Origin of the sequence: Salinicola sp. MIT1003 (assembly GCF_001858555.1) — a bacterium.
In the GTDB taxonomy this organism is placed as follows: domain Bacteria; phylum Pseudomonadota; class Gammaproteobacteria; order Pseudomonadales; family Halomonadaceae; genus Salinicola; species Salinicola salarius.
In genome coordinates, this window is the sequence record NZ_MCAP01000003.1 from 15,446 (window position 1) to 42,215 (window position 26,770).

24 protein-coding genes are annotated in these 26,770 nt (G+C 62.5%); 6 read left to right on the forward strand and 18 right to left on the reverse strand.

Annotated features, from left to right (window positions below):
• Nucleotides 1-36 precede the first annotated feature (36 nt).
• Genes BC443_RS01270 through BC443_RS01280 form a run of 3 tightly spaced genes read left to right on the forward strand, consistent with a single transcriptional unit; the run spans nt 37 to nt 3,349 of the window.
• Nucleotides 37-945, forward strand: coding sequence for a LysR family transcriptional regulator (locus BC443_RS01270; protein WP_071230031.1), 909 nt, complete (start codon nt 37-39; stop codon nt 943-945).
• A 23-nt stretch (nt 946-968) separates the two neighbouring features.
• A complete protein-coding gene (gene pepQ / locus BC443_RS01275) occupies nt 969-2,312 on the forward strand; it encodes a Xaa-Pro dipeptidase (RefSeq protein WP_071230032.1) in 1,344 nt (447 codons plus the stop codon).
• 8 nt (nt 2,313-2,320) lie between these two features.
• Nucleotides 2,321-3,349, forward strand: a complete 1,029-nt coding sequence (locus BC443_RS01280) for a hydrolase (RefSeq protein ID WP_071230033.1) — start codon at nt 2,321-2,323, stop codon at nt 3,347-3,349.
• Nucleotides 3,350-3,409: 60 nt separating this feature from the next.
• Here the strand turns inward: BC443_RS01280 and msrA are convergent, their stop codons facing one another.
• The 4 genes from msrA to BC443_RS01300 form a co-directional block, all read right to left on the reverse strand.
• Nucleotides 3,410-4,048 carry a peptide-methionine (S)-S-oxide reductase MsrA gene (gene msrA, locus BC443_RS01285; RefSeq protein ID WP_071230034.1) on the reverse strand — a complete coding sequence of 213 codons (639 nt, stop codon included), beginning with the start codon at nt 4,046-4,048 and terminating at the stop codon, nt 3,410-3,412.
• A gap of 80 nt (nt 4,049-4,128) precedes the next feature.
• On the reverse strand, nt 4,129-8,289 hold the full coding sequence (locus BC443_RS01290) for a translocation/assembly module TamB domain-containing protein (protein WP_247643188.1): 4,161 nt from the start codon (nt 8,287-8,289) through the stop codon (nt 4,129-4,131).
• On the reverse strand, nt 8,253-10,094 hold the full coding sequence (locus BC443_RS01295; RefSeq protein WP_071230035.1) for an autotransporter assembly complex family protein: 1,842 nt from the start codon (nt 10,092-10,094) through the stop codon (nt 8,253-8,255). The genes BC443_RS01290 and BC443_RS01295 overlap by 37 nt, the downstream gene beginning before the upstream one ends.
• 4 nt (nt 10,095-10,098) lie before the next feature.
• Nucleotides 10,099-11,124 (reverse strand): hypothetical protein, encoded by a 1,026-nt coding sequence (locus tag BC443_RS01300; protein WP_139284222.1) that lies wholly within the window; start codon nt 11,122-11,124, stop codon nt 10,099-10,101.
• 367 nt (nt 11,125-11,491) lie between these two features.
• Here BC443_RS01300 and BC443_RS01305 point away from each other — a divergent pair, with 367 nt between their 5' ends.
• A complete protein-coding gene (locus BC443_RS01305; protein ID WP_071230037.1) occupies nt 11,492-12,076 on the forward strand; it encodes a Fe-Mn family superoxide dismutase in 585 nt (194 codons plus the stop codon).
• A 75-nt stretch (nt 12,077-12,151) separates the two neighbouring features.
• Here BC443_RS01305 and BC443_RS01310 read toward each other — a convergent pair whose 3' ends face one another.
• The gene (locus BC443_RS01310; RefSeq protein ID WP_071230038.1) at nt 12,152-13,432 is read right to left on the reverse strand and encodes a nucleotide sugar dehydrogenase; all 1,281 of its coding nucleotides are present in this window, start codon (nt 13,430-13,432) and stop codon (nt 12,152-12,154) included.
• Between the two features lie 4 nt (nt 13,433-13,436).
• A complete protein-coding gene (galU, locus tag BC443_RS01315) occupies nt 13,437-14,324 on the reverse strand; it encodes a UTP--glucose-1-phosphate uridylyltransferase GalU (RefSeq protein WP_071230039.1) in 888 nt (295 codons plus the stop codon).
• A gap of 288 nt (nt 14,325-14,612) precedes the next feature.
• Between galU and ubiG the strand changes: the two genes are divergently transcribed.
• Together ubiG and BC443_RS01325 are read left to right on the forward strand one after the other, a co-directional pair.
• Nucleotides 14,613-15,392 (forward strand): bifunctional 2-polyprenyl-6-hydroxyphenol methylase/3-demethylubiquinol 3-O-methyltransferase UbiG, encoded by a 780-nt coding sequence (ubiG, locus tag BC443_RS01320; protein WP_071230040.1) that lies wholly within the window; start codon nt 14,613-14,615, stop codon nt 15,390-15,392.
• A complete protein-coding gene (locus tag BC443_RS01325; protein WP_071230041.1) occupies nt 15,389-16,066 on the forward strand; it encodes an HAD-IA family hydrolase in 678 nt (225 codons plus the stop codon). Before ubiG ends, BC443_RS01325 begins: the two co-directional genes overlap by 4 nt.
• Nucleotides 16,067-16,103: 37 nt before the next feature.
• Here the strand turns inward: BC443_RS01325 and BC443_RS01330 are convergent, their stop codons facing one another.
• The 12 genes from BC443_RS01330 to aspS all read right to left on the reverse strand — a co-directional run bounded on the left by BC443_RS01330 (nt 16,104) and on the right by aspS (nt 26,745).
• Complete coding sequence (locus BC443_RS01330; RefSeq protein WP_071230042.1) at nt 16,104-16,862, reverse strand: YciK family oxidoreductase; 759 nt, start codon at nt 16,860-16,862, stop codon at nt 16,104-16,106.
• 47 nt (nt 16,863-16,909) lie between these two features.
• The gene (gene ybgF, locus BC443_RS01335; RefSeq protein ID WP_071230043.1) at nt 16,910-17,767 is read right to left on the reverse strand and encodes a tol-pal system protein YbgF; all 858 of its coding nucleotides are present in this window, start codon (nt 17,765-17,767) and stop codon (nt 16,910-16,912) included.
• An 18-nt stretch (nt 17,768-17,785) separates the two neighbouring features.
• A complete protein-coding gene (pal, locus tag BC443_RS01340) occupies nt 17,786-18,298 on the reverse strand; it encodes a peptidoglycan-associated lipoprotein Pal (protein WP_071230044.1) in 513 nt (170 codons plus the stop codon).
• A 47-nt stretch (nt 18,299-18,345) separates the two neighbouring features.
• The gene (gene tolB / locus BC443_RS01345) at nt 18,346-19,659 is read right to left on the reverse strand and encodes a Tol-Pal system beta propeller repeat protein TolB (RefSeq protein WP_071230045.1); all 1,314 of its coding nucleotides are present in this window, start codon (nt 19,657-19,659) and stop codon (nt 18,346-18,348) included.
• A gap of 11 nt (nt 19,660-19,670) precedes the next feature.
• Nucleotides 19,671-20,846 (reverse strand): cell envelope integrity protein TolA, encoded by a 1,176-nt coding sequence (gene tolA, locus BC443_RS01350; protein ID WP_071230046.1) that lies wholly within the window; start codon nt 20,844-20,846, stop codon nt 19,671-19,673.
• A 9-nt stretch (nt 20,847-20,855) separates the two neighbouring features.
• Nucleotides 20,856-21,311 carry a protein TolR gene (gene tolR, locus BC443_RS01355; protein WP_071230047.1) on the reverse strand — a complete coding sequence of 152 codons (456 nt, stop codon included), beginning with the start codon at nt 21,309-21,311 and terminating at the stop codon, nt 20,856-20,858.
• Between the two features lie 14 nt (nt 21,312-21,325).
• Nucleotides 21,326-22,015, reverse strand: a complete 690-nt coding sequence (gene tolQ, locus BC443_RS01360; RefSeq protein ID WP_071230048.1) for a protein TolQ — start codon at nt 22,013-22,015, stop codon at nt 21,326-21,328.
• Nucleotides 22,016-22,028: 13 nt separating this feature from the next.
• Nucleotides 22,029-22,439 carry a tol-pal system-associated acyl-CoA thioesterase gene (gene ybgC / locus BC443_RS01365; RefSeq protein WP_282097186.1) on the reverse strand — a complete coding sequence of 137 codons (411 nt, stop codon included), beginning with the start codon at nt 22,437-22,439 and terminating at the stop codon, nt 22,029-22,031.
• The gene (ruvB, locus tag BC443_RS01370) at nt 22,432-23,499 is read right to left on the reverse strand and encodes a Holliday junction branch migration DNA helicase RuvB (RefSeq protein WP_071230050.1); all 1,068 of its coding nucleotides are present in this window, start codon (nt 23,497-23,499) and stop codon (nt 22,432-22,434) included. Before ruvB ends, ybgC begins: the two co-directional genes overlap by 8 nt.
• Nucleotides 23,500-23,506: 7 nt before the next feature.
• Nucleotides 23,507-24,109, reverse strand: coding sequence for a Holliday junction branch migration protein RuvA (gene ruvA, locus BC443_RS01375; RefSeq protein ID WP_071230051.1), 603 nt, complete (start codon nt 24,107-24,109; stop codon nt 23,507-23,509).
• Nucleotides 24,110-24,206: 97 nt separating this feature from the next.
• Nucleotides 24,207-24,746, reverse strand: coding sequence for a crossover junction endodeoxyribonuclease RuvC (gene ruvC, locus BC443_RS01380; RefSeq protein ID WP_071230052.1), 540 nt, complete (start codon nt 24,744-24,746; stop codon nt 24,207-24,209).
• A 217-nt stretch (nt 24,747-24,963) separates the two neighbouring features.
• Nucleotides 24,964-26,745, reverse strand: coding sequence for an aspartate--tRNA ligase (gene aspS, locus BC443_RS01385; RefSeq protein WP_071230053.1), 1,782 nt, complete (start codon nt 26,743-26,745; stop codon nt 24,964-24,966).
• Nucleotides 26,746-26,770 lie beyond the last annotated feature (25 nt).

Genomic DNA, 26,770 nt, shown 5'->3' on the forward strand with positions numbered 1-26,770 from the left:
CGCATCGCAACCGCGTGATTTACGATAGAGAACACCATGGAACTACGTTGGCTGGAGGACTTCATCGTCCTGGCCGAAACGCGTCATTTTTCTCGTGCCGCCGATCAACAGAACGTCACCCAACCGACCTTTTCGCGGCGCATCAAACTGCTCGAGGAGTCGATGGGCGCCACGCTGATCAACCGTCAGACACTGCCGCTCAGTCTGACCCCGGCCGGCGAGGAGTTCCTCATTCTGTGCAAGCAGATTACCGAGCGGGTGCGGGTCACGCGGGAACGATTGCAGAACCTCGCCCGGGAGGACTCGCGTCGCGTCAAGCTGGCGGCGCCCCAGAGCCTGGTGACCCACTTCGTCCCTTCATGGCTGGAAACGAATGCCATCCAGTCGCAGGTCGAACCCTATCTGCGTGCCACGAGCTGGCTGGTCGGAGAGTATTTTCAGGCGCTGGAGCGTGGCGAAGTGGATCTGGCGCTGTGTTACTGGCCGGAAGGTCGCACGGCACTCGATGTCGATCTCAGTGGCGTGCGCTACCTCGAGATCGGCGAGGAGCGTCTGATCCCCGTCTGCCTGGCCGATGCCGATGGTCAACCACGTTTTGCCCTGCCCGGCCACAAGCGGGAGCCGGTACCGCATATCGCCTATCATCCCAGCGGATTGATCGCCGCAGCGCTGCAGGCCCACTGGGGGCGCTCACGCCAGGAAGTGCATCTGTCCACGCTCAACGAGAACGTCCAGACATCCAACATTCGTGAACTGGTGCAGCAGGGCTACGGGCTTGGCTGGCTACCCTGGCGCACGGTTCGTCATCTTCTCGAAACTGGCGAGCTGACGCGTGCCGGCGATCAACGCTGGGACGTGCCGCTATCGTTACGCCTCTATTTTCGGCAGGACAGTCGGCATCCCACGCTACCGGGCCTGCTGACACGACTCGCTGCCGCCCGGTGATAAATCAACGACAGGAAACGCCCATGACTATGACTTCTAGCAACGATACCGTCGCAACGCTTCAACGCGCCCACCTGGAACGCCTCCAGTCGGCTTACGCCGATATTCTCGCTGCCCAACGGTTCGATGCCGTTCTGATCTACAGCGGCCATGCCGGCGTCCACTTTGCCGATGATCAGGAAGCCTCCTTCAAGAGCTACGGTCATTTCGTCCACTGGACCGGGGCCAGCCATCATCAGCACGACTGGCTGCTGATTCAGCCGGGTAGTTCGCCCCGCTGGTACTACCACGCGCCGGCCGATTTCTGGCACCTGGCCACGCCAGCGCCGACGGGCGTATTGGCGGAAGTCATGACGCTACAGCCGCTGCGCGATACCGGCTGGCCGCCGGAAAGCGATATGGCTGCCCGCCGCCTGGCCGTGATCGGTAATCTGGAAGCATCGTCGCTGCCGGCCGGGGCCGAGCTCAATCCGCCGGCGCTGTTGGCGGCGCTGGACGAATTGCGCATGTACAAGGATGACTACGAGCGCCATTGCCTGTTCGTTGCCAATCAGTGGGCCCTGAAGGGCCACGATGCGGCCCGCAATGCCTTTGCAGCGGGCGCCAGCGAACTGGATATCCAGCTCGCCTATCTCGCGGCGACGCGCCAGCGGGAATCCCAGGTTCCCTACCAGAATATCATCGGCATCGACCACCACGCGGGCACCCTGCATTATCAACACTATGACGTGGAGGCACCCGGCACGCCGAAGTCGCTGCTGGTCGACGCCGGCCACTCCCACGCAGGCTACGCGGCGGATATCACGCGCACCTGGGCTTCCGTTCACGCCGACCCGCTGTTCGAGCGACTCATCCAGGGCGTCACCGACTATCAGCAGCGTCTCATTTCGCGGCTGGCTCCGGGACTGGATTTCGTCGAACTGCATCGGGAAATGCACCGCCATCTGGCCGAGCTGCTGGTCGAGACCCGACTGATCTCGATCAGCGCCGAAGCGGCCGTGGAGAGCGGCCTGACACGCGCCTTCTGCCCCCACGGGCTCGGGCACAGCCTGGGCATTCAGGTTCATGACGTGGGCGGCCGGCAGCGCGACGGACAGGGTACGCCGTTGCCGCCGCCGGCCGAAGATCCTGCCCTGCGCCTGACACGCACGCTTGACGTCGGCATGGTGGTTACCATAGAACCGGGTTTGTACGTGATTCCCATGTTGCTGGCGCCGTTTCGCCAGGGCGCGCAGCGTGAAACCGTCGACTGGGCGGCCGTCGACCGGCTTCAGGATCACGGAGGCATCCGGATCGAGGATAACGTGATCGTCACGGCAGAGGGTCACGACAATCTGACCCAGGGCAGACCGATCGCCGAGGATTGAATCCATTCATGGCAGGCACGATCGTATCGGCTGATTTTCGCGCGCCGTCGGGGCTGCGCAACGCGCACGTCCAGACACTGCTGCCGCGACTGCTGCCCGGCGGCTTTCTGGCGAAAGACACCGAGGTCGTGAACCTGCCGGATGGCGATTTCGTGGAGCTGGCCTGGGCCCGCCCGGCCCCGCCGCGCGCCGACGCGCCGATCTTCCTGCTATTCCATGGTCTGGAAGGTTCCTTCGATTCGCCCTACGCCCGCGAGCTGCTCCATGCCGCGGCGCGAATGGGATGGCGTGCCGTGCTGATGCATTTTCGTGGCTGCGGACAAACGCCGAACCGGTTGCCGCGAGCCTATCACTCGGGAGATACCGCCGATGCCTACTGGGTCATCGGTCAACTGGCACAGCGTTATCCCGAGGCACTCATGGTGGCTGCGGGAGTGTCGCTGGGCGCGAACATGCTGCTGAAACTGGTGGCCGAACAGGGTGGCGACGGTCTGCCGCTGGAGGGTGCCATCGCGATCAACGCGCCGCTGGATCTCGCCGCGAGTGCCGATACGCTCAATCACGGGTTCTCACGGCTTTATCAGCGCTATCTGCTGCGCCAGCTCAAACGCAAGGTTCTGACCCGACTGCGGACGACCCCGTTGCCGTTGACGATCAGCGCGCAGCAGATTCGACAGTTGAACAGCTTCTGGGCCTATGACAACGACGTCACCGCCCCGCTGCACGGCTTTCGCTCTGCCAGCGATTACTATCGACGCGCCTCGGCGGGGCCGTTGCTGGGAGAAATCGAATTGCCGACGCTGATCCTGCATGCGAACGACGACCCGTTCATGCCGCCGGATCTGTTCGCCCGCCTGCCGGTGCCCTCGCCGTCGGTGCGGGTGGAAATTGCCCGCCACGGCGGCCACGTCGGGTACGTGGAAAGACGCGGCGGGCGGCTGGGTTCCTGGCTGACCCGACGCATCGAAGCGCAGCTGCAGCAGTGGGCGCCGCGCAAGCTAAGCCAGACGGCTCCCTCCCCTCTGCTCGATCACTGAACCGATCGTCAAGCCAGGCAGCGAAGAGAGCCGCAGACTCAAGCGATGCCTGATCGGCGATCAGGCCGGTAGTGGACAGGTGACGCCTGTCCCCTTCAGACCACAGTAGCCATTGGGATTCTTGGCGAGATACTGCTGGTGATACTCTTCGGCGTAGTAGAACGTATCCAGCGGACGAATCTCGGTGGTGATCTCTCCCATACCTTGGGCTTGCAGCGCCGCCTGATACTCGTCCCGGCTCCGCTCGGCCACCGCTTGCTGCTTCTCGCTGGTGGTATAGATCGTCGAACGGTATTGCGTGCCCAGGTCGTTGCCTTGCCGCATTCCCTGGGTCGGATCATGAGCTTCCCAGAAGGTACCCAGCAGCGACTCGAGCGTGACACGGGCCGGATCGTAGACGACCAGCACGACTTCGGCGTGGCCCGTCCTGCCGGTACAGGTCTCTTCATAGGTCGGATTCGGCGTGATACCGCCGGCATAGCCCACGGCAGTGACGACGACGCCATCCTGCTCCCAGAACAGCCGCTCCGCCCCCCAGAAGCACCCCAGCCCCAATACGATCTGCTCGGTGCCGGCCGGGAAAGGCGGTTGCATCGCAGCGCCATTGATCAGGTGTTCACCGCTGATCTGAATGGGCATATCGCGCCCCGGGAGTGCTGTCTCCGCAGTCGGTAGCGATTCGGAACGTCGTTTAAACATGGGTTACCTCCGGATGATCGAAGAGGCGCCCGGCATTGCCGGACGCCGATAATGTCGGGCGAGCCCCTCGGATGAGCGTCTCAGGTATCGCTGGCACGGCCCAGGCTGAAGGTGTAGATCAGATCGACGGCCTGCGCGGCGCCGGAAACGGCCTGCAGATAGAGATTCTGAATCAGGCGATAACGCAGGGTCAGCTCGGCGATGGGAGAGAATATGCCGACGCCGTAGCTCACCTTCAAGTCGTCGAAGACATAACCGCTGACCACCACCTGGCTGTCATCGCCCGATCCCGACGCATCGAGACTCAGATCCTGCACGCCGAACGCCTGGCCGACCTGCCCTACGGCACTGCCGGTCTGCGACAGCGAGAGCCCGATCAACGCCGAGGTCAAGGCGTCGTCTCCGCTGCCGGTATCCTCCGGCGCTCGGCCCCGAAGAATATAGGACAGGGCGCGGCTTTCCGTCATGGCGGGTTCGGAGAAGATCGTCAGACGCGGCGAGGAGGCCGAACCGGTCACCCGCAAGCCGGCAATCACGTCGTCTTCGGTGGTATCCGGATTGCGGATGGCCTCGAACTGCAGACTCGGCTGGGACGCTGGCCCGCTGAACAGTACCTGCCCCTGGCGAATGATCAGGTCCTGCCCGAACGAGGTATAGGTGCCGTCGACCAGATTGACGTCGCCATAGAGCTGGACCGGGCCGGTGCCCTGACGCACCTGCAGCTCGCCGGTGAGCCCGGCTTCGAGACCGTAGGCTTCCAGTTGCATGTCCGGCCCGAGATGCAGGTTGACGCGGACATCGAGCTGCATCCCCGCATCGGCCAGAGCCTGAGCCGTACCGGCACCCTCTTCGTTCTGCCGGGCCGCGGCTGCGGCCTGCTGCTGGCGATCCTCTTCCTCGGTGATGATGACGGTGTCGCTGCTGGGCGCTTGCGCCGACGAGGGAATCTGGCCAATCTCCAGCCGCGCCCATGGAATGCTGACATCGCCGCGAACCTGGAGTCGCTGCGGCATGGCATGGATCTGCAGATCCGGGGCAACTCTCAGGCGACCGTAGGCCGGCATCGCCACCATCAGCGGCGATTCGGTGCCGTCGATATTGACATTGGCTCGCCAGTTGGCCGGATCCTGCCAGTTGGCATCCCCCGAGAGATCGAGCCGGCCCTCGTCGCTCTGCACGAATCCCTGCAGTGTCGACGACTGGCCTTGCAGAGCCAGTGACAGCTGGGCGTCGGTGATCGCGACCGGCGACACGCCCCCCTTGACCTGCACGCCATCGATGGTGATATCGCCATTCAGCGCCGGCATGGCAAGCGTGCCGCCGAGCGCCACATCGCCATTGATGGCGCCTTCCAACTGGTCGATTCCCGCCACCAGGGGTCGATAGGGGCTGAAGCGGAGATCGCTCATCTGCAGACGCCCTTCCAGCGTGCCGTCGCCCGCGGGATCGTCGATCCGAGTCTGCAGCCGAACCCGGCCCGCGTCTTCCAGTTGCAGGTCGAGCTGGGTCCGGGCCCGCTGCTGATCGGCATCCAGCGACAGCGATATCGTCGCCGCCGGCACCTGCCACGGCGCGCCTCGCGCATCGACGCCGCTGACCGTCACGTCGCTCTCGATATCGGCGTTGGCAGCCCAGGCCTGACCGCCTCGCGACCAGTTGGCGACGATATCGCCGTTGGTCTGACCATCGATTTGCCACGCGTCGGGCATGAAGTCGTTGAGCAGTGCCATGGGAAGCTCGTCGATCGACAGCGCGGCTCGCCCCTGGGCTGCCGAGGCATTCATGCGTTCGGTCAGGCAGAGCGCCCCACCCTGCTGGCGATCAAGGCAGAACGGGGAAATCGTTGCGCTGGCATTGGCCAGATTGGCATTGAAGTTCAGCGAATCGCGCAGCCCGATATCGCCGTAGTCGGTCGAGGCCGTCAGCCGGGAGAATACGCCCTGATAATGCTGGAAAGCGCTATCGAGACCGCCTTGAAGCCGGATTGACGCCTGCGAGACCGGAAGGCCCTCGCCGCCGCTCACGTCGAGCGACAGCTGGTGCTGAGACAGACGCCCGGCGAGATCGAGCTCGACGGATCGAATCTGCTGTCCCGCCGTCTGAATGCCGCTCGCTGTCAGATCCACGTCGAACTGCGGATCCTGCGTTCCCGTGGAGTCGGCTTTCAGCGCCAGCTGCTCGAGCCGGTTCTCGGCATAGCCGACACCGCGGCCCTGAAGATCGAGCGCGATCTGCGGCCGCTCCAGCGTCCCGCGGCCCTGAAATCGGCCGCTCAGCGCCCCGGAGAGATCCGGCAGGATCGTGCCCAGGGCGGGCGCATCGATACGACCCTCGATGTCGAGATTCCGGTCGACTCGCCCGCTGGCGGTGATCCGGTTGTCGCCCTGGCGGAAATCGAGCTCGCGAATATTCCACTGCATCTCGCTGTTGCCATCGACTTGCGCGTGCAAACTGAGTGCCCGCTGCTGAAGCCGACCGTCGATCGCCAGCCGAGGTACCGCGAGCTGCCAGCCGCCGTCGTCGCGCATCGCGAAAGCCGCCTGGGTCTGGCCATTCAGTTGCCCGGTGATGGCCTGTGAAAAAGCGCCCAGCGGCAGTTGCTGAAAATCCAGATGCACGCTGGCGGACAATGCCGGCGCCCAGCGCACCGTGCCCTGGCTTTCGAGCTTGCCTCCCTGGCTTGCCACCTGCATCGGCTGCCAGGCGAAATGGTCGAGATCGCCCTTGCCAGCGAGTGTCAGCGTGGCGGGCGGCAACCCGGCGCCCTGTCCGGCCAGGTCGAGATCGGCGCGATAGTTCGCCAGCGTGCCGTCGACGTTCAGCGCCAGGTGGTCGAGCTGATATTGCGGCGCTGTCTGCTCGATGGCTTGCACGTCCTGCAGTTTTCGTGCCGCGAGGATAGCGGCCTCGTCGAGGCCATCGTCCAGGTCGGTGAAAGGCGCGAACGGACGCGACGCCAGCGGCCAACGCAGTTGATCCGCATTGAGGTTTACAGTGAACGGCAGCCCCGGTTCGAAGGCTTGAATCCGGGCATCGAGCGATGCCTCGGCATTACCGGCCGTGCGCATCTGGATATCCAGATCGTCGAGCGTGCCCTTGGCATCGAGTGTCATCGTCTGGCCGTAGACCGGCGCTCGTGTGACACGCCCCCGCAGCGACAGCGAGAGCGGAACGTCGCCCTGCAGCTCGGCGCTGGCGGTGAGTTCGGCATGACCATCGGGCGCCTCCACCACTAGCCGGTGAATCTCGACCCGGCGATCGACCGCGGAAGCCGACAGCGCCAACCGGTCGAGACGTTGCGGGTTCGGCCCCTCGAGTCGCAGGTCGCTGATCGTCAGATCCGGTATCTCGACCTCCAGCGGCAACTGGATATCGGGCAGCCGGTCGCGGATCTCCCGCAGGCTCTGCTCGATGCTCTGGACCCGTGCGTCGCTCTGCCCGGCATCGCCGTCGGCCACGTTGGCAGCGGCTGCCAGCGTCAGCGGCGTCAATGCCATCGTCACGGGGTTGTCGGGAAGCGTGTCGGGAGGCGTGTCGGTAATCGAGGCCGGTGGCAGCGTCGCGTTGTCGCCGACAGCATTGACGGCGACCGAGGCATCGATGGCATCCGGACTGAGAACGTCGCTGCCGAGATCGGGCATGGCGAGCGTCTGGCCCGGACTCTCGGGTAGTCGAATGCGGGTCTGGTCGAGCGTCGTGGGCAACAGTTTCAGATGGTTGCCGGACATTTCGGCGCCCGTCTGGAAGTGTTGCCAATGGATATCGGTGCCATCGGCCAGCCGAATGCCGACGTCGTCAAGACGAACCTGGCGAATCTCGATAGGCAGAGGAACGGCAATCGACGGCATGCCGCCGCCCTCTTCCGCTGCGGGCGTCGGCGGAGGCTGGGAATCGCCCTCGCCCAGTCGAATGCGGGCGCCGGTGATGCTCAGATCGTCGAGACACACGCGGCCCCTGAGCAGGCAGTCGTCGGCCCAGGCAAGGTGGAAACTGTCCACGGCGAGATCCAGCGTCCCGGCGGACAGGCGTAGCCCCTCGATGGTCAGTTCATCGAGCGGTGCACCCTCGAAACGCTGCGCCTCGACCCAGCCGCGCGACTGGGCCTGCTCGAAAAGCCACTGGCTGCCCCAGGGCGACAGACCCAGCCCGGCGAGTGTCAGAATCAGGCCCAGCAGCCACAGGACCAGGAACAGCAGCAGCCGAATCAGAATTCCGGTCCGATGGAGAAATGGAGACGCCAAGAGTCCTCCTCGTCGTCAAACGGATGGGCGATATCGAAACGGATCGGCCCGACGGGTGAGATCCAGCGTACGCCGACGCCAGCGCCGGTCTTGAGTTCGTCCGGCCACCATTCATCGAACGCGTTGCCCGTATCGACGAATGTGGCGCTCCAGAAGTTGCCGGTCAGGTGGCGTTGATACTCGATGCTGCTGGTCAGCATGTGTTGACCACCGAGAAGCTCGCCGTCCTCGTTCTCGGGCGAAAGACTCTCGTAGGAGTATCCGCGAATGCTCTGGTCGCCCCCGGCGAAGAAGCGCAGCGATGGCGGGACCTTGTCGAAGGTATTGGTGGCCATGGCGCCGCCACCGATACGGCCGACGAAACGGTTCTCGCTGCCGAGCATTCTCACCCACTGGGAATCGAAGGTGGTCCGCACGAAGCGAGCATCCGATCCCCAGGCCGGGTCCGACCATTCCAGTGTCAACTGCTGCCTGTCGCCCCAGCTCGGGAAGGTCTGGTTGCGCTTGCGAGTGCGCGACCAACTGATGCCGGGATAGAGCAGCAGTACGGCATCGTCCTGGTCGGCCTGGGTAAAGTTCTCGTAGGTGGTCTGCCAGTAGAGATCCTGCGCCCAACCATTGGAGAATTCCCAGTGACGCGCCATCTGGACCGAACTCTCGAAGCTCTTGGTGTCCTCGTTATCGATGTTCTTGAGGCCGTAGCGAACGCGATAACTGTCTCTCAGCGGGTTCTCGAGCGGAATCGTGTATTCTCCCGAGAAGCGCTGTTCGGGCGCGGAAAGATACAGCGAGTTGGTCAGGCTGTGACCGTAGCGATTCAGCCAGGGTATGGTCCAGGAGAACTGGGTGCGCGGCCCCACATCGGTGGCGTAACCCACACCGACCTCGAACTGATGGCGATCCGCCGGGGTCAGCTCCACATCGACAGGCACGACCGTGGGTCGGCTATCGGTTATTTCCCTGGCGACGTTCAAGCCCGGCCCACCCAGCACTGAATCGGGGTCGGCAGTCGTGTCGCGGCCGGTCGCCTCGCGCCACCACTGGCTGGGCGCGGCCGGCGATGCCTCTTCATTGACGCGTGGCCGTACCGCCACACCACTGAACCAGTTGGTCTGCCCCAGATTCTGATTGAGCGTGGCCAGATCGCCGGCGAGATAGGGTTCTCCCGGCTCGAACGGGACCATGTTCTTCAAGCGGTGCTGCTGGATCTGACTGCCGCGAAAATGGACATGCCCGAATCGGTAGCGTTGGCCGCTGTCGAAGTCGAGAAAGATGCGGGCGCTGTTCTCCCAGGGGCGGACTTCGATACGCTGCTGACGAAAGCGCGAATTGAAATAGCCTCGTTCCAGTGCCAGCGTCGACAGCCTGCCCTTGAAGCCGTCATAGCGGGTGTGCAACAACGGATCGCCGACCTTGAGCGGGTTCGACTGCATCGCGCTTTCGAACGCCGCATCGTCTTTGGCATCGCCCTCGAGCGACACGTCGACCTGCGTGATTTCGGTACGCTCGCCCGGCTCGATATCGATGACGACGCGCTCGTTGTCTTCATCGGGATAGCGAGTGGCGAGTTCGGCATTGTAGTAGCCAAATGCCTGGAGGGCCTGCTCGGCCCGGTTTCTCACCACGCCATCCAGGCGTTCGCGAGTGGATTGGCTATCGGCCTCGAGCTCGGAAAGAATGTTGACGACATTGTCCGCAGGCGCCCCGCTCAATCCGTGCACGGTGACGTCCAGCGCCCAGACGTGCCCCGCGACAGGCAGCCCTAGGCAGATCAGTCCCATCCCTAGGACCTTGGCTTGAAACATCGACTCAACCTCCGCCGCGCTGTAGATCAGAGACATTGGTAATCAGCGAGGCGACACGTCGCGTCAGCTGGGCGCGACTGGCCTCGAGTGATCCCAGTCTTTCTTTGAGTTCGCGAATCTGAGAAGCGCTGACCCCGGCGGGCAGATCATCGACGCGTGACTGCAAGGATTCGAGACTGGCATTGAGAGCGGTTTGCCCCTGCCGAAGTTCCGTCAGCGAGCTGCGAATCTGTTCCAACTCTTCCGTGGACGGTGTCTCCTGCTGCGAGAGCGCATCGACGCGTTTCTCGAGCGTCGTCAGCGTAGATTGCAGGTCCGTCAGCGTGGCTTGAGTATCCGAGCCCTCGATCTCTTCGAGTTGCTTCGAGAGCGCCTGCTGATCCTGACGCAGCGTATCGAGCGAGGCGACGAACTGGTCCGATCGCTCTTGGCCGGTCTGTTCCAGCCGATCCAGAGCGTCGTTCACGGCCGTGATACGCTCATCCTGCTGCTGTTGGCCGCCTTCGAGCGTGGTCAGCCTGGCCGACAGCGCGCCGCGTTCGTCCTCGCCGGTACTTTCGAGCGCCGTGAACGAGGATTGCAGCGTCGCGATCAAATCACGCAGCTCCTGATCAGTATGCTGGAGCGATTCGAGTTGCTGTGCGGTCTGGTCATCCTCTCGAGACTTCGCTACCCGGGTTTCCAGACTGCCTACTGCCGCTCGGGTCGCCTCGAACTGATCGCGCAAGCGATCGAACTCGGCACGCAGACTTTCCCCGGAAGCGTCCAATGTCGAACCAGTCGCATCCAGGCGCTGATTGAGCTTGGCGATCTGGGCATCCTGCGCCTGCAGCCTCTGCCAGAGTTGCCAGCCTCCTGCCCCCGCCCCGGCGATCAATAGCAGAATGAAACACCATAATGGCCACACTTTGGGCGGGCGTCGCCCGGGAGATCCCTGGTAATGGCGCGCACCCGTTCGGGGTGTCGTCATGTCGCTGCGATCGGGCACGATGGTCGGGGGGGCGCGATACTCGTCGGATTGTGATGGCATTGACGTCGTATACCTTGCCAATAGTGATGCTGTCACTGATGAAACGGGCGATATCTCGGCCTCCGCGGGTGCGGATACCGGAAATCGTCTCGCCGGCCACCTACTCGGCCACCTGCTTTCGGCGTCATCACGCCGGAGGAATCAGCGTCGGAAGCCGGCCTCGAACGGCCGAAGGATTACGTTACGTGAAAGCCGTGACGAAGCCTAGGCTTGGCAACGCAAGGGTCGCATGATAACAGCCGCGGTGAAGATATAGGCATCGAATTGGGATCTCGGCCGGGTTCGCGGTAGCATGCCCGCGACCTGCCCTCGCCCGATCCGGCTTGTGTCTACCGCCAACCGTCTTCCAACCATGTCGATGAGTACGATGTCTTACCTCGTGTCCCGATTCGAATTACCCGCACTTCCGTTCGAGCGCCATTCGCTGGAGCCAGAAGTGTCCAGAGCCCAGGTCGATCTGCTCTATAGCCATCATCATCGCCGTCACATCGACGCCCTCAATGCGCGACAGTCGCCCGATGACGATCTCTCCCTGGCCGCACTGGCGAACACGGGTGACGGAACCGTGCGCCATCATGCCCAGGAAGCCTGGAACCTGGTGTTCTTCTGGCATGGACTGAGCGCGCGTAGCGTGGAAATGCCTGGCGCACTGGCCCGGCGGATCGATGCCGCCTTTGGCGGCATGGGGGCGCTGCAATATCGGTGGCGAGCCCAGATCGATGCCAGCGAGGCCGGGTGGTCCTGGCTGGTGATCGATGCTGAGAACCTGTTGCAACTGACGACATCGGCGCCGGGGCGATTCCCCATCGGAACGATCCCGTTACTGGCGATCACGCTGGCCGAAGACGCCTATCGAATCGACCACCGAGGTCGGAGAGGAGAGTATTTCGATGCGCTATGGCCGCATTTAAACTGGGAATACGCGCAGCTCAATAGCGAAGTGGCCGAATGAGCGCTGGCCGGGCTGGCCAGCGCGGGTTTGAATGCCGCGCAACCCGAAGGGCCGGGCATGAAACGTCAAAAGACCCTAGGCCCGCCGTCCGATACCGCGGTAGACGAAGCCTCGCGAGGCGACATAGGCCGGATCGTAGATATTGCGGCCATCCAGGATCAGCGGCGTGTTGAGCGCCTGCAGCAGGCGTCGCCAGTCCGGGTTCCAGTAACACTTCCACTCGGTCACCAGCATCAGGGCATCGGCGCCTTCGCAGGCGCTGTAGAAGTCGCCCTCGCACAACGTCAGCTGCGGGTGATCGGGATAAAGCTGGCCCAGCGCATGCAACGCTGCCGGGTCGTGTACCTTGACCGTGACACCTTGCGCCCACAACGCTTCCAGCAGCGTCAGCACGGGCGCATGATCGATCCGAGCGGTCCCCGGCTTGAACGCCGCCCCCCAGATTGTGACGGTACGACCTTCGAGTTCGCCTTTGAAATGGTTCCAGAGCTTGCGGAACAGCGTCTCTTTCTTGCTTTCGTTGATGTCGAGGACATGCTCGAGCAAGTGAGACTCACGCCCCGTCGAGTGCTGGACATCGGCCAGACGCATCAGGTCGCGGGAGAAGTTGGGTCCACCAAAACCGCAACCGGGGTAGAGATATTCGAAACCGATTCGCGTATCGGCCCCCATCCCCTGGCGCACATATTCGACATCCACCCCGAGCGAATCGGCCAGACCGGCCAGCTCGTTCATGAAGCTGATACGCGTGGCCAGCATGCCGTTGATGGCGAGCTTGGTCAGTTCCGCGGCACGACGAGGCATCAACTGGAACACTTCGTGACGCCGATTGAATGCGCGCAGCAGTTCGCGAATCTGCTGGGTGCCCCACTCTTCCTCGCTGCCCAGCAACCAGTGCGCCGGGCGCGTGAACGTCTCCCATGCGCGCCCTTCCTCGATACGGTCCGGTAGCGCGACGGCCACTTGACCGGAATGCCCCAGCAATGCCTCGAGCTTCTCTGTCTGCCCTACGGGGAAGGTGGAATTGTTGACGACGACCAAGGGCGTGCTCTGACGCCCCGGCACCTGCCTGACGTAACTCTCGGCGGCTTCGCGCTGATCCGGCGACAGGGCCAGCCAGTGAACGTCCGCGTCGGTATCGGCGGGCACTTCTTCGACGATCACCAATTGACCGGAATTCTGGCCTGCCAGAATCTGATCCTTGAGTCCCGGCTCGCTGATCACCCAGTCGGCATTGGCCAGACTTTCCCAGGGGAAATCGGCATGCGGCATCCAGGTAACCTGATGCCCGACCGAGCATAATGCGGCTGCGGCAGTTGCCGCGGCCAGTTCGCTACCATGTACGACCACCCGCATCGCTTCAGTCCTCGGCCGCGTATTGTTTGATCAATTGACGGAAGCCTTCACCCAGCGTCGGGTGCTTGCGCCCCAGCGCCAGTGTCGCCTCGAGATAACCGAGCTGACTGCCGCAATCGTAGGTCTGACCTTGCATGCGATAGGCGGCCGCTCCGCTGTTCTTGCGCAGCGTCTCGATGGCATCGGTCAACTGGATTTCATTCCCCGCACCGGGCGGCGTTTCGGCCAGAATCGGGAAGATCTCGCCCGGCAGCAGATAACGACCGATCACGGCCAGCGTCGACGGTGCCTCTTCAACCTTGGGCTTCTCGACCATGCCCGTCAACGGTGCGCTCTCGCCGGCAGCCGGCTCATCGCCTTCCAGCGCCACGATACCGTACTTGTAGGTCAATTCTTTCGGTACGGTCTCGACCATGATCTGGGCCTTGCCGGTCTCATCGTAGGCTTTGATCATGCCGGTGAGATCGTTGCTGTCCATGCCGTCATCGTCGATGACGACATCCGGCAACAGCACCGCGAACGGGTCGTTGCCAATGACCGGGCGTGCACAGAGGATGGCATGACCCAGACCGAGCGCCTCGGGTTGGCGCACGCTGATGATATTGACGTCGTCCGGAATGATGTTGCGAAGTTCTTCGAGGAGTTCGTCCTTGCCCTTGGCTTCCAGCTGTGTCTCGAGCTCGAAATGCTTGTCGAAATGGTTTTCGATGGCACTCTTCGAAGAGTGCGTCACCAGCACGATTTCCTTGATGCCTGCCTTTACCGCCTCGGAGACGACATACTGGATCACCGGTTTGTCGACGATCGTGATCATCTCCTTGGGAATCGCCTTGGAGGCGGGCAGACAACGTGTGCCGAATCCGGCGACGGGCAGTACGGCCTTGCGAATCATTTTTGAGGTCCTTCCCTTCCTGGGTATGAAGCAGCGGTTTGTTGGCGTCCCGATATCGGATCCTTCTGCTAGCTTAGCGGGCAAGAAGCCGAAAGCACAGTCGCAGAATGGTGACAAAATCGTGCCGCTTTTTTACCAGCTGTTTTTGCTAACTTGGCATCCAGCCAAGCTACCGTCCATAGTAGAATATCGCAAAGCCAAGCACCGCTACACCGGCTTCGAGTCGCGGAAGCAGTCGATCGACCCATCCGACGGTGCGCCGACATCCCAGGGAAGGAAAACCTATTCATGACACCATCATCTGATAACGCCGCGCTTCACGACAACGTCGCACTCCATGGCAACGTGGACCATGCCGAGATCGCCAAGTTCGATGCGCTGGCCAGTCGCTGGTGGGACCGTGAGGGCGAATTCAAACCTCTGCACGATATCAACCCGCTGCGTCTTGGCTTCATCGAATCGCACGTTTCGCTGGCCGAAAAGCGTGTTCTCGACGTGGGCTGCGGTGGCGGCATTCTCAGCGAAGCCATGGCCATGCGTGGCGCTCGGGTCACCGGGATCGACCTGGGGGAAGCGCCGCTGTCGGTCGCCAAACTGCATCAGATGGAGAGCGGCGTGGAAGTCGACTACCGTCATATCAGCGTGGAGGCGATGGCGGCTGAGCATGCCGGGGAATTCGATGTCGTGACCTGCCTCGAGATGCTCGAACACGTGCCCGATCCAGGCTCGGTCATCGAAGCCTGCGCCAGGCTGGTCAAGCCCGGTGGCCATCTGTTCTTCTCGACGATCAACCGCAACCCGAAGGCATACGCCTTTGCGATCCTCGGCGCCGAATACGTGCTGGGCCTGCTGCCGCGCGGCACGCATGAATATCGCAAGTTCATCCGTCCATCGGAGCTGTCGAGCTGGTGCCGTCAACATGGTTTGCGGCTCAAGAATCAGACCGGCCTGACCTACAATCCCGTGTCACGGCGATACCGTCTGACCGCCAATGATGTCTCGGTCAACTACATGGTGCATGTGCGCCCGGAGTGGACCGGAGAAGAGCGGACCGGCAACGAGAAATGAGATCGAGCGTCTTGCCCCAAGCCCTGCTGTTCGATCTCGACGGCACCTTGATCGATACGGCACCCGACCTGGCCGAAGCCACCAATCGCCTCCGTGAACATCATGGCCTGGCGCGGTTGCCCTACGAGGTGATTCGCGCCCAGGTTTCCAACGGCGGTAGCGCGCTGGTGACACTTGCCCTCGAACTCGCCAGTGATCACCCGGAGCATGCCGTGGCCCGCCAATATCTGCTCGAGCGTTACGCGGAAGTCGTTGCCGACAATAGCCGCGTCTACCCGGGGCTGGAAGCCGCCATCGAGCGCTGGGAAGCCGGGAAGCGCGGCTGGGGCATCGTGACCAACAAGCCCAGGCTGTACGCCGAGCCGCTGGTGGAGGCACTCGGACTGCAGCCGGGCGTGCTCGTGTGTGCCGACGACCTGCCGGTCAGAAAACCCGATCCCGAACCCCTGCTGTTCGCTGCCAGGCAGCTCGGCGTCGATGCCGGAAAGTGCTGGTATGTCGGAGATCACCGGCGCGATATGGAAGCGGCCGACCGCGCAGGCATGACCGCGGTGGCGGTCCGTTATGGCTATATTCCGGACGACGAAGATATCGATGACTGGCCGGCGGTGCGTTGGTTCGACACCTCGGGGTCGCTTGCTGAGACTCTCCTGGCGTCACTCGCGGAAGACTGAGCGAAGCCAGGCAAAGCGGCGAACCCCGTTGCCCGCCTCACGTCTTCGGCGGTTGGGCGTCGAAAGCCTGACCGTTGACTGACTCGCTGTCCGGCCCCATCAGCCAAAGGTAGGTCGGCATGATCTCTTCCGGCGTGCGCAGCACCCGAGGGTCCTCATCCGGATAGGCCGATTGGCGCATGACCGTGCGTGTCGCGCCGGGATTGAGCGAGTTGAAGCGGATGGCCGAGCCCTGATGCTCGTCGGCGAGGATCTGCATCAATCCTTCGGTGGCGAATTTCGAGGTTGAATAGGCGCCCCAGTTGGCGCGTCCGCGCCGCCCCACGCTGGAAGACGTGAAAATGACGGACGCGCTGGCGGAGCGTTCCAGCAGCGGCAGCAGAACTTGCGTCAAGCCCAGCGTGGCGGTGAAGTTGACCTGCATCACCTTCGCCCAGAGTTCCGGGTCGTAGGCCTCGACCGCTACCCTCTCCCCGAGAATGCTCGCATTGTGGAGCAGGCCATCGAGACGGCCGAACTCCTTTTCCAGCTTCGCCGCGACCGCCCGATAATCCTGCGAGGTCGCACTTTCCAGGTTGAGCGGAAATATGGCCGGTTGTGGTGCGCCCATCGCCTCGATGGCGTCGTAAACTCCTTCGAGACGACTGACGCTGCGGCCCAGCAGAATGACCGTAGCCCCATGACGCGCGTAGCTCATGGCCGCGGCCCGACCGATGCCGGCACTGGCACCGGAGATCAGCACGATCTTCCCCTCGAGCAGTCCGTCAGGCGCCTGGTAATCGATATGGCACGTCATAAGGATATCCTGAGTCACGGAACCGGAAACGAGGTGGCCTGGTTCGATCAGCCGCCCATCTGGTTGAGAAAATCGCCCGCCATCTGTGCAGCGTTGCTGTCAGGATAGTCACCGCGAACGCGCTCGAGCAGTTGACGGCTGCCATCGGTGTCGCCCTGCCGCGCTTTCAGCAAGCCTAACTTGTATAGCGCATCCGGCATCTTGTTGCTCTGCGGATAGTCGCTGATGACGGTGCCGAACGCATCGGCGGCCTGATCGAGCTGGGATTGTGCTGAATAAAGCTCACCCAGCCAGTAATGCGCATTCGGCAGCAGGCTGGACTGCGGATAATCTCTGATGAAGCCTTGGAACGCCTCGATGGCCGAATCGAACTGGCGTGACTGCACCAGCTGAAACGCTGACTGGTAGGCTTCGCGCCCGTCTCCGCCACCGCTGCTCGCGCTCGGCTGGCTGGATGAACGATCCTCCGCTGCGGCACCAGCCGCGCCATCATCTGCCGACGCCGGACTGCCCGCGACATCGTTTGCGCTAGCGCTGTCGACGTTGCCGCCGTCGAGACCGGCGCCGTTCGAACCACTGCCGGTATCGTTAACGCCTGCCCCCATTCCCCCGCCGGAAATACGATCATCGAGGTCCAGGTACTGTTGCTGGGTCTGGCGCTTGAGCTGTTCCAACTGATAACGCAGTTCTTCGACCTGACCGCGAAGCTGCTGGATCTGCTGCTGATTGTCCTGCAACTGATTGAGAATCGTCAGCGTCCCCCCGCTGCTCTGGCGAGCTTCCGTCTGACTGTAGAAGCCATTCGATTGACCGGTAAGATCATCGACGACTGGTTGCTGAGCCCATACGGACAGCGGGAGCACCAGGGCTCCCGCGCCGCACAGTCTTTTCAGACCGTGTTTCATGCTTCTCTCCGCCGGTACTTAGTACGAGAACACGACGCGACGGTTCTTGGCGTAAGCTTCTTCGGTGTGGCCCTGAACTGCCGGACGCTCTTCACCGTAGCTGACGATCTGGATCTGGGACGGAGATACGCCCTGAACGGTCAGGTAACGCTCGACAGCCTGTGCACGGCGCTCGCCGAGACCCAGGTTGTATTCGCGAGTACCACGCTCGTCGGCATAGCCCTGCAGAGTCACGTTGGTGTTCGGGTTGGCCATCATGTACTGAGCGTGACCGCGCAGTACGGATTCGAATTCAGGGCGAATTTCTTCGCTATCGAATGCGAAATAGATGGTGTCGACGCTAGGCATCTGCTCACCGGCGCCCATCTGGGAACCCGAGGTGCCTTGGCCGGTGGTCATACCCTGGCCAGACATGCTGCCAGAGGTGCCATCCATGTCCCCTTCCTGGGTACCGCCACTGCTGGAACAGCCAGCCACTACGGCGAGTGAAAGCGCGACTGCCAACGTCTTGGCGTAGGTCTTGATTTGCATTGTCATCTCCTTGCTCGGATGTCGAATGACACAATGACTGTAGTCGTTTAGTTCAAAAACGGCGACCACGCGGGTTCGCGTACGTCACCCTGCGTCGAAGGCAGCCGGAAGGACGCGCGTCCATCCGAAGAAACTGCCCCCAACACACCTTGCGCCCCTTGCTGGGTAGCGAAGATTATCATGGTGCCATTCGGTGCGACACTGGGCGATTCGTCCCACTGTGAATCAGTCAAGACCGTGACACGATTGGTGTCCATGTCCTGCTTCGCCACGTGATAACCGCTGTCGTCACGAGTGACCATGAAGAGAGTTTTACCGTCGGGTGAAAAGCGCCCGTCGGAATTGTAGTTGCCGGTGAACGTCACCCGCTCCGCCTGTCCGCCATTGGCCGACATGCGATATAGCTGCGGTGCACCGCTACGATCGGAAGTAAAGATCAGGGATCGGCCGTCCGGCGTCCAGTCCGGCTCCGTCTCGATGGCGGAGTTGTTGGTCAGCCGGGTCAACTGACGCGTTGCCAGGTTCATCACGTAAATCTCGGGCTGGCCGTCCTTGGAGAGCGACATCGCCAGCTTGCGACCGTCCGGCGACCAGGCCGGCGCGCCATTGATGCCGGGGAACGAGGTCAGCCGCACGCGCTCGCCGGTGGAAGCGTTCTGGACATAGATAGCCGAGTTGCCGGATTCGAAAGAGACGTAAGCGATCTTCTGGCCGTCCGGTGACCAGGCCGGCGAGAGTATCGGATCATCGGAAGAGAGGATCTGCTGCGCGTTGTAGCCATCGGCATCGGCCACATACAGGGCATAGCGAGCGTTTTCGCCTGCACCGCTGGCCGAAACGTAGGTAATCCGGGTCGAGAAGGCGCCGCGAATACCGGTAATCGCTTCGAAGATCTGATCGCTGATGTAATGCGCGCTGGCACGCAGATTGCCGCCGGACGAGGTCAGCGTTTCGCCCAGCATTCGCTTGCCGCCGAGAACGTCCATGAGCTCGTACTGGATGCGATATTGATCGCCCTGCGGCTCGATCTTGCCAACCACGAGATAGCGAGCGTCGACACGCTTCCAGTCGTCGTAGAACACGTCTTGACTGCTACTGGGCAGTGAAACGAGAGAACTGCGGCTCAACGGCGAGAATTGGCCGCTATGCTCCAGATCGTCGCTGACGATTTGCGCCACGTCCTGCGGCAGCCCGCCTTGACCACTGAATTCGAACGGCACGACAGCGATTGGCGTTGCCTGATCGCTACCGCGAGTGATTTCGATGGTCAGATTCTGTGCCTGGGCCGTAGTCGTCAGACAAATCAATGCCGTCAACGCTAGCAGCCAACCGCTGGCCAGGGCTTTCCATCCTTGAGACATCCATCGTTTCATCACTGTATATCCCCGGGGGTGAATTTGAGATTGAAGTCACGGAACCGCCGTTGCAACCCCGCATCGAGCTGCTGTAGCTCACGGAATGGCGCCGCGGCTTCCACGGCTTGCGTCGCCGAGCGATCGAAGCTGGGATTGCCGCTGCTGCGAGTGATACTGGCTGCCAGCAACTCACCCGAAGGCCCCAGTCTCACGCGTACCTGAGCTACCAAGCCACTGTCCGCATTGGCCGGCAAGTGCCATCGGTCCTCGACGGCGCGCTTGACCAGGTTGATGAAGCTGTTCGAAGCCTGGGCAGCTTGCTGGGCATTGGCGATTCGCTCCTGCTCGTTGGCAATCGAGTTGTTCAGCGCTTCGGCGGCAGCCTTCTTCGCGGCGGCTTCCGCAGCCTTTTTCCTTTCCGCCTCGGCTTTTACCTTGGCTTCGGCCTTCGCCTTTTCCTCGGCCTGGCGTTTCTTCTCCGCCTCGGCTTTGGCCTTGGCGTCGGCTTTCGCCTTTTCCTCGGCCTGACGCTTCTTCTCCGCCTCGGCTTTCGCCTTGGCTTCGGCCTTCGCCTTTTCCTCGGCCTGGCGTTTCTTCTCCGCCTCGGCTTTTGCCTCGGCTTCGGCCTTCGCCTTTTCCTCGGCCTGGCGTTTCTTCTCTGCCTCGGCTTTTGCCTTGGCTTCAGCCTTCGCCTTTTCCTCGGCCTGGCGCTGCTTCTCCGCCTCCGCTCTCGCCTTGGCTTCCGCCTGACGTTTCGCCTCGGCCGCCTGTTGCTGCTTTTCCGCCTCAGCGCGTTCGGCCGCTGCCTGCTCTGCTGCCTGCTGACGACGCTGGGCCGCGGCTTCGGCCTGTGCCGCTGCCGCCTGTCGTTCGGCTTCCTCGGCCTGAGCTTCTTCCTGCGCCTGCTGCTCGGCTGCCTGCCGGGCCGCTTCCTGCGCCTCCTGTTCTGCCGCCGCCTGGGCGGCCTCTTCGGCCTGACGCTGTGCAGTACGCGCGCGCGCTTCCTGAGCGTACTGGGCCTGATCCGTCGCCGTCACGTCACTGACCAGTGTCGCCTGCACCACAGACGAAGAGCTTGGCGTGGGTTCGCTGTCCGGCAGACGCAGCATCGTCATCAGTAGCGCCACCACGTGAACGGCGATCGCCAGGACGACGGGCAAGCCGTAACCGACACGGCGGTTTCGCTTCGCCATGCTGACTCCTTACCCTTTGCCAGTCGAAGACGACTCGCCTTGCGGCGGCTCGGAAATCAATCCGACATTCGCCACACCTGCCATCTGCAGCGTACTCATCAGCGTCACGACCTGGCCATACGAGGCATTCTTGTCGCCTCTGACCATGACCGGTGTATTGGGCTTGCGTTCGAGAATCGCCACCACCTGATCGCCGACGGTCTGCAACGTGACCGGCTTGTCCTGCTCGCCCAGCGAAATGTAGTACTCGCCCTGGCTATCCACGGAGACGATGATCGGTTCCTGCTCCTCGGTGTCGATCGGCTCCGACGTGACCTGGGGCAGATCGACCTGCACCCCCTGGGTCAGCATTGGCGCGGTGATCATGAAGATCACCAGCAGTACCAGCATGACGTCGATGAACGGGACGACGTTGATCTCGCCCATCGGCTTGCGCCGATGATGGCGGCTATAGGGTCCACCCATGTCGAACCTCCGCCTCAGGCCGCCTGATTGCCGCCGCGACCTTGCAGGTTACGGTGCAGGATCGAATGGAACTCCTCGGCGAAATCTTCGTATTCACCAAGCAGGCGGCTGGCGATCGACGACAGACGGTTATAGAAGATCACCGCCGGAATCGCTGCAAAGAGGCCCATGGCCGTCGCGACCAGCGCTTCGGCAATCCAGGGCGCGACGGTGGAGAGCGTCGCCTGCTGTGCCATGGAGAGGCTTTGGAAGGAACCCATGATGCCCCAGACCGTGCCGAACAGACCGATGTATGGGCTGGCCGATGCCACGGTCGCCAGCAGTGTCAGATTGGCGTTGAGGCTATCTTCCTCGCGTGACAGTGCCACACGCTGCGAGCGCTGGACGCCGTCGAGCACGGCTTCGCTGCTGCGCGTCTTGGGCATCAGGCGATTGAACTCGCGAAAACCGGCACGGAACACATGCTCCGAGCCCTGCGCTTCGTAGTTCTCCGGGACATCACGGTAGAGTTCGTTGAGATCGACACCTGACCAGAATCGCTCGTCGAACGCCTTCTGCGCCTTTCTGGCTCTTCGCAGCGCGAAACTGCGCTGGAAGATCACGACCCAGGAAGCGATGGAAGCCGCCAACAGCAGGAGCATGACCAGCTGGACCACCAGACTGGCATTCATGATCAGATGGGGGATGGACATGGAGTCGTTCACGAAAATCCTCGAATCACTGGCTTGGAATGTCGGACGTCAGGACCGAGCGTAGTTCGCTGGGCCAACGTATCGGTTTCAGGCGTTGCGCGTCGACACAGGCAATATCGACCGTCGCTTCGCATAATGTATCCCCGTCGTACCGAACGGCCTGTTCGAATTGCAGCGAACAGGCCGCAACACGACCGACGCTGGCTGTTACCTCCAGTCGATCGTCGAGTCTGGCCGGACGTGCATAGCGACAGTTCAGCGAATGGACGACCAGTTGCACGCCCTGCTCGATCAGTCCTCGCTGACCGAAGCCTAGCGCATTGAGCCATTCACTACGTGCACGTTCCATGAATTTCAAGTAGTTGACGTAGTACACGATACCGCCGGCGTCGGTATCCTCGATGTAGACTTTCACCGGCAGAGTGAATTCACGCATTGCCGGCGCCCTCATCGCTCGATATCCCGACTCGTGATACCGGCTCGCCCAGCGCATGCTCGTGCGGGACGATGCCAAAGTGGGTATAGGCGGAACGAGTCACGATCCTGCCGCGGGCGGTACGCATCATGAACCCTTGCTGGATCAGATAGGGTTCGATGACGTCTTCGATCGTGTCGCGCTCTTCACTGATGGCCGCCGCAAGACTGTCGACACCGACCGGCCCGCCATCGAATTTCTCGATCATCGCCAGCAGCAGCCGGCGATCCATGTGATCGAGCCCGTGACTATCGACGTTGAGCATGTTCAGCGCCTGGTCTGCGACGGAAGCACTGACCTTGCCGTCACCCTTGACCTCCGCGAAATCGCGCACCCGCCGCAGCAGACGGTTGGCGATCCGCGGCGTGCCGCGCGCGCGGCGTGCAATCTCCCGGGCCCCGGCGACATCCGCTGGCACGCCCAGCAGTCGTGACGAACGCGTGACGATCTCGGTCAACTCGTCGATAGCGTAGAATTCGAGCCGCTGGACGATGCCGAATCGATCGCGCAGCGGCGAGGTCAGCAGCCCGGCGCGAGTTGTCGCCCCGACCAGCGTGAAGCGCGGCAGATCGAGCTTGATCGATCTCGCGGCCGGGCCGTCGCCGATCATGATGTCGAGCTGGAAATCCTCCATCGCCGGATAGAGCACTTCCTCCACCGCCGCGGAGAGGCGGTGGATCTCGTCGATGAAAAGTACATCGCCCGGCTGCAGGTTGGTCAGCATGGCGGCCAGATCGCCGGCACGCTCCAGTACCGGGCCGGAGGTCGACTTGATGTCGACATCCATTTCGGCGGCGATGATATTGGCGAGCGTGGTCTTGCCCAGCCCGGGCGGTCCGAAAACCAGGGTGTGATCGAGACTGTCGCCCCGCTGGCGCGCGGCGGAGATGAAGATATCGAGCTGCTCACGCACTCGCGGTTGACCGATGTAGTCGTCGAGTCGGCGCGGCCGAATCGCATGGTCAACCTGCTGCTCGCCCTGCTGCGGTGGTGCCGCGATCAGACGGTCGGGTTCAATCATGGGTGCGTTATCCAGCCAGCTGGCGTGACAGCGCCGTTTTGATCAGCGCTTCGGTCGGGAGGGTCTTGTCCAGGCCGGAAAGCATGCGGGACGCTTCCGTGGGTTTGTAGCCCAGCGTGACCAGTGCAGCTTCGGCATCCGCTAACGGATCGGACGAAGGCTTTGCCGCTGTACTGCCATCGAGCAGCGACGCCTGACCTTCCTGCCAGTGCGGGAAACGATCGCGCATTTCGACGATCAGCCGGTCAGCCGTCTTCTTGCCGACGCCGGGCAACTTGGTCAATGCCTTGCTGTCGCCTTCCATCACGCAGTGGATGAAGGCGTCGGTATCCATCCCCGACAGGATGGCCAGTGCCAGCTTGGGACCGACTCCATTGACCTTGATCAGCGCCCGGAACAGCTGTCGCTCTTCGTCGCGGGCGAAACCATAGAGCAGGTGGGCGTCTTCCCGCACGCTGAGATGCGTGTAGAGTCGCACCTCTTCCCCCACGCCGGGCATCGAGACCAGTGTGGTCATCGAGGTTTCAAGCTCATAACCGACACCGTGTACATCGATGACGATCCAGGGGGGATGTTTCTCCAGCAGCGTGCCGTGCAAACGTCCAATCATGCCATCCGTATCCTTACTATGACGGCGTCCACTATACGCATCACCGATTCAACTGACTAGCTACCCCGATTCAACTCTCCAGCTACCTCCATGCCCCCTAATCACCGGGCCTGAAGTCCCGCCACCGCCCGCCTCGCGACGTCTTTCCTCGACGCTGGGGAGACACTGCCAGCAATCCCTGGCGGGCATAGCCGTGGGTCAACGCGATGGCCAGCGCGTCGGCTGCATCGGCCGGCGGGAGCGCGTCGAGAGACAACAGCGCCATCACCATATGCTGGACCTGGGCTTTCTCGGCGCCGCCATTGCCCGTGACGGCCTGCTTGACCTGACGCGCGGCATATTCATGCACCGGGAGGCCATGATTGGCGGCGCAGACGATGGCACTGCCGCGGGCCTGGCCCAGCTTGAGTGCGGAGTCCGCGTTCTTGGCCATGAACACACGCTCGATAGCGAACTCCGCCGGCCGGTAGAGGCCGATCAACTCGCTGACGCCGGCATAGACCCGCGCCAGCTTCTGGGCGAGATCCTCGCCCTCGATGCGAATGCAGCCGCTGGCGACATAGCGTGGCCTGGCGGCAACATTGATGACGCCATAGCCGGTTACCCGTGAACCGGGGTCGATACCCAGCAGAATCAAGTACTGAACTCCTCGACCCTTCGGCCGGAAATCGTCATCGCCATGCTTCTCTCCAATCGATATCGGTGAACGTCTTCTGCCGTTACCGATGAACCGCTCCGATCGGCACTGATGAATACATTGTCGGGCATGTCAGGATAGAACGCGCACCCGGCAATGCCCCTCGAAACGACGCCGGCGCCCCTGGGGGCGCCGACATCTGTATCCACCAGACTGGTTATTCGCCGGTGCTGTCCGGCTTCGCCTTCTGGCGCAGGCGAATATGCAGTTCGCGGAGCTGCTGGCTGCTGACTTCACTGGGGGCGTCGGTCATCAGGTCGGCGGCGCTCTGCGTCTTGGGGAAGGCGATGACATCGCGGATGGTGCGCGAGCCGGTCATCAGCATCACCAGACGGTCGAGACCGAAGGCCAGGCCACCGTGAGGCGGCGCACCAAACTGCAGCGCGTCGAGCAAGAAGCCGAACTTCTCCTCGGCTTCTTCCTTGCCGATGCCGAGCACTTCGAAGACCGCACGCTGCATGGCCTGGTCGTGGATACGAATCGACCCGCCCCCCAGCTCGGTGCCGTTCAGCACCATATCGTAGGCGCGCGATAGCGCCGTGGCCGGCGAGGCCTGCAGTTCTTCCGGCGAGCACGATGGCGCAGTGAACGGATGATGCAGCGCCGAAAGACGGCCGTTATCGTCCGCTTCGAACATCGGAAAATCGACGACCCACAGCGGCGCCCACTTGGAGGTGTAGAGATCGAGATCTTCGCCCAGCTTGACGCGCAGCGCGCCGATTGCCTCGTTGACGATGCGCGCCTTGTCCGCGCCGAAGAAGATGATGTCGCCATCTTCCGCCCCGACACGATCCAGCAGCTGTTCGACGATGCCTTCCATGAACTTGACGATCGGCGACTGCAGACCCTCGAGCCCCTTGGCGCGCTCGTTGACCTTGATCCAGGCCAGCCCCTTGGCCCCGTAGATACCGACGAACTTGGTGTAGTCGTCGATCTCCTTGCGCGACAGCTTGGCGCCGCCGCTGACCTTGAGCGCGGCCACGCGGCCATCTTCCGCTTTCGCCGGGCCGGAGAAGACCTTGAAGTCCACCGACTGCATCAGGTCGTCGACATCCACCAGTTCCAGCGGAATGCGCAGATCCGGCTTGTCGGAGCCATAGCGCTGCATCGCTTCGCTGTAGGGCATGCGCGGGAACGTCGGCAACGCGACGTCCAGCACTTCCTGGAACAGCTGGCGCACCATCTGCTCGGTGGTGCCCATGATCTCCTGCTCGTCGATGAACGATGCTTCGATATCGATCTGGGTGAACTCGGGCTGACGATCCGCACGCAGGTCTTCGTCGCGGAAGCACTTGGCGATCTGATAGTAGCGGTCGAAACCGGACACCATCAGCAGCTGCTTGAACAGCTGCGGAGACTGCGGTAGTGCGAAGAAGTGACCGTTGTGAGTCCGGCTCGGCACCAGGTAGTCGCGCGCGCCTTCCGGCGTGGCGCGGGTGAGGATCGGCGTCTCGATATCGAGAAAGCCCTGCTCCTCGAGATAGGCCCGCACGCTGTGGGTGATCCGCGAACGCAGGCGCAGCTTCTCGATCATCTCCGGACGGCGCAGATCGATGTAGCGATACTTGAGCCGGACTTCCTCGCCCACCTTGCCATGCTCGTCGAGCTGGAAAGGCGGCGTGGCGGCGGTGTTCAGGACATCGACCTGCTTGGCCAGCACTTCGATCATGCCGGTGGGCATGTTGGGGTTCTGGGTGCCTTCCGGGCGCAGCCGGATACGGCCGACGATACGCAGCACGTATTCGCTACGCGCGCGGTCGGCATTGGCGAACGCTTCTGCGGTATCGGGATCCACCACCACCTGAGCGACACCGTCTCGATCGCGCATATCGAGGAAAATGACACCGCCATGGTCGCGGCGGCGATGCACCCACCCGCATAGCGTGACTTCGTGATCGATCAATGATTCGTTCAATTGGCCGCAATAATGACTGCGCATGCTGGATCCTAGATTGGTAAAGACT

What these genes read in the sequence shown, in the direction of transcription:
- BC443_RS01270 (WP_071230031.1), top strand. Translation starts at nt 37, where the DNA reads ATGGAACTACGTTGGCTGGAGGACTTCATCGTCCTGGCCGAAACGCGT.
- pepQ (WP_071230032.1), top strand. Translation starts at nt 969, where the DNA reads ATGACTATGACTTCTAGCAACGATACCGTCGCAACGCTTCAACGCGCC.
- BC443_RS01280 (WP_071230033.1), top strand. Translation starts at nt 2,321, where the DNA reads ATGGCAGGCACGATCGTATCGGCTGATTTTCGCGCGCCGTCGGGGCTG.
- msrA (WP_071230034.1), bottom strand. Translation starts at nt 4,048, where the DNA reads ATGTTTAAACGACGTTCCGAATCGCTACCGACTGCGGAGACAGCACTC.
- BC443_RS01295 (WP_071230035.1), bottom strand. Translation starts at nt 10,094, where the DNA reads ATGTTTCAAGCCAAGGTCCTAGGGATGGGACTGATCTGCCTAGGGCTG.
- BC443_RS01300 (WP_139284222.1), bottom strand. Translation starts at nt 11,124, where the DNA reads ATGCCATCACAATCCGACGAGTATCGCGCCCCCCCGACCATCGTGCCC.
- BC443_RS01305 (WP_071230037.1), top strand. Translation starts at nt 11,492, where the DNA reads ATGTCTTACCTCGTGTCCCGATTCGAATTACCCGCACTTCCGTTCGAG.
- BC443_RS01310 (WP_071230038.1), bottom strand. Translation starts at nt 13,432, where the DNA reads ATGCGGGTGGTCGTACATGGTAGCGAACTGGCCGCGGCAACTGCCGCA.
- galU (WP_071230039.1), bottom strand. Translation starts at nt 14,324, where the DNA reads ATGATTCGCAAGGCCGTACTGCCCGTCGCCGGATTCGGCACACGTTGT.
- ubiG (WP_071230040.1), top strand. Translation starts at nt 14,613, where the DNA reads ATGACACCATCATCTGATAACGCCGCGCTTCACGACAACGTCGCACTC.
- BC443_RS01325 (WP_071230041.1), top strand. Translation starts at nt 15,389, where the DNA reads ATGAGATCGAGCGTCTTGCCCCAAGCCCTGCTGTTCGATCTCGACGGC.
- BC443_RS01330 (WP_071230042.1), bottom strand. Translation starts at nt 16,862, where the DNA reads ATGACGTGCCATATCGATTACCAGGCGCCTGACGGACTGCTCGAGGGG.
- ybgF (WP_071230043.1), bottom strand. Translation starts at nt 17,767, where the DNA reads ATGAAACACGGTCTGAAAAGACTGTGCGGCGCGGGAGCCCTGGTGCTC.
- pal (WP_071230044.1), bottom strand. Translation starts at nt 18,298, where the DNA reads ATGCAAATCAAGACCTACGCCAAGACGTTGGCAGTCGCGCTTTCACTC.
- tolB (WP_071230045.1), bottom strand. Translation starts at nt 19,659, where the DNA reads ATGTCTCAAGGATGGAAAGCCCTGGCCAGCGGTTGGCTGCTAGCGTTG.
- tolA (WP_071230046.1), bottom strand. Translation starts at nt 20,846, where the DNA reads ATGGCGAAGCGAAACCGCCGTGTCGGTTACGGCTTGCCCGTCGTCCTG.
- tolR (WP_071230047.1), bottom strand. Translation starts at nt 21,311, where the DNA reads ATGGGTGGACCCTATAGCCGCCATCATCGGCGCAAGCCGATGGGCGAG.
- ybgC (WP_282097186.1), bottom strand. Translation starts at nt 22,439, where the DNA reads ATGCGTGAATTCACTCTGCCGGTGAAAGTCTACATCGAGGATACCGAC.
- ruvB (WP_071230050.1), bottom strand. Translation starts at nt 23,499, where the DNA reads ATGATTGAACCCGACCGTCTGATCGCGGCACCACCGCAGCAGGGCGAG.
- ruvA (WP_071230051.1), bottom strand. Translation starts at nt 24,109, where the DNA reads ATGATTGGACGTTTGCACGGCACGCTGCTGGAGAAACATCCCCCCTGG.
- aspS (WP_071230053.1), bottom strand. Translation starts at nt 26,745, where the DNA reads ATGCGCAGTCATTATTGCGGCCAATTGAACGAATCATTGATCGATCAC.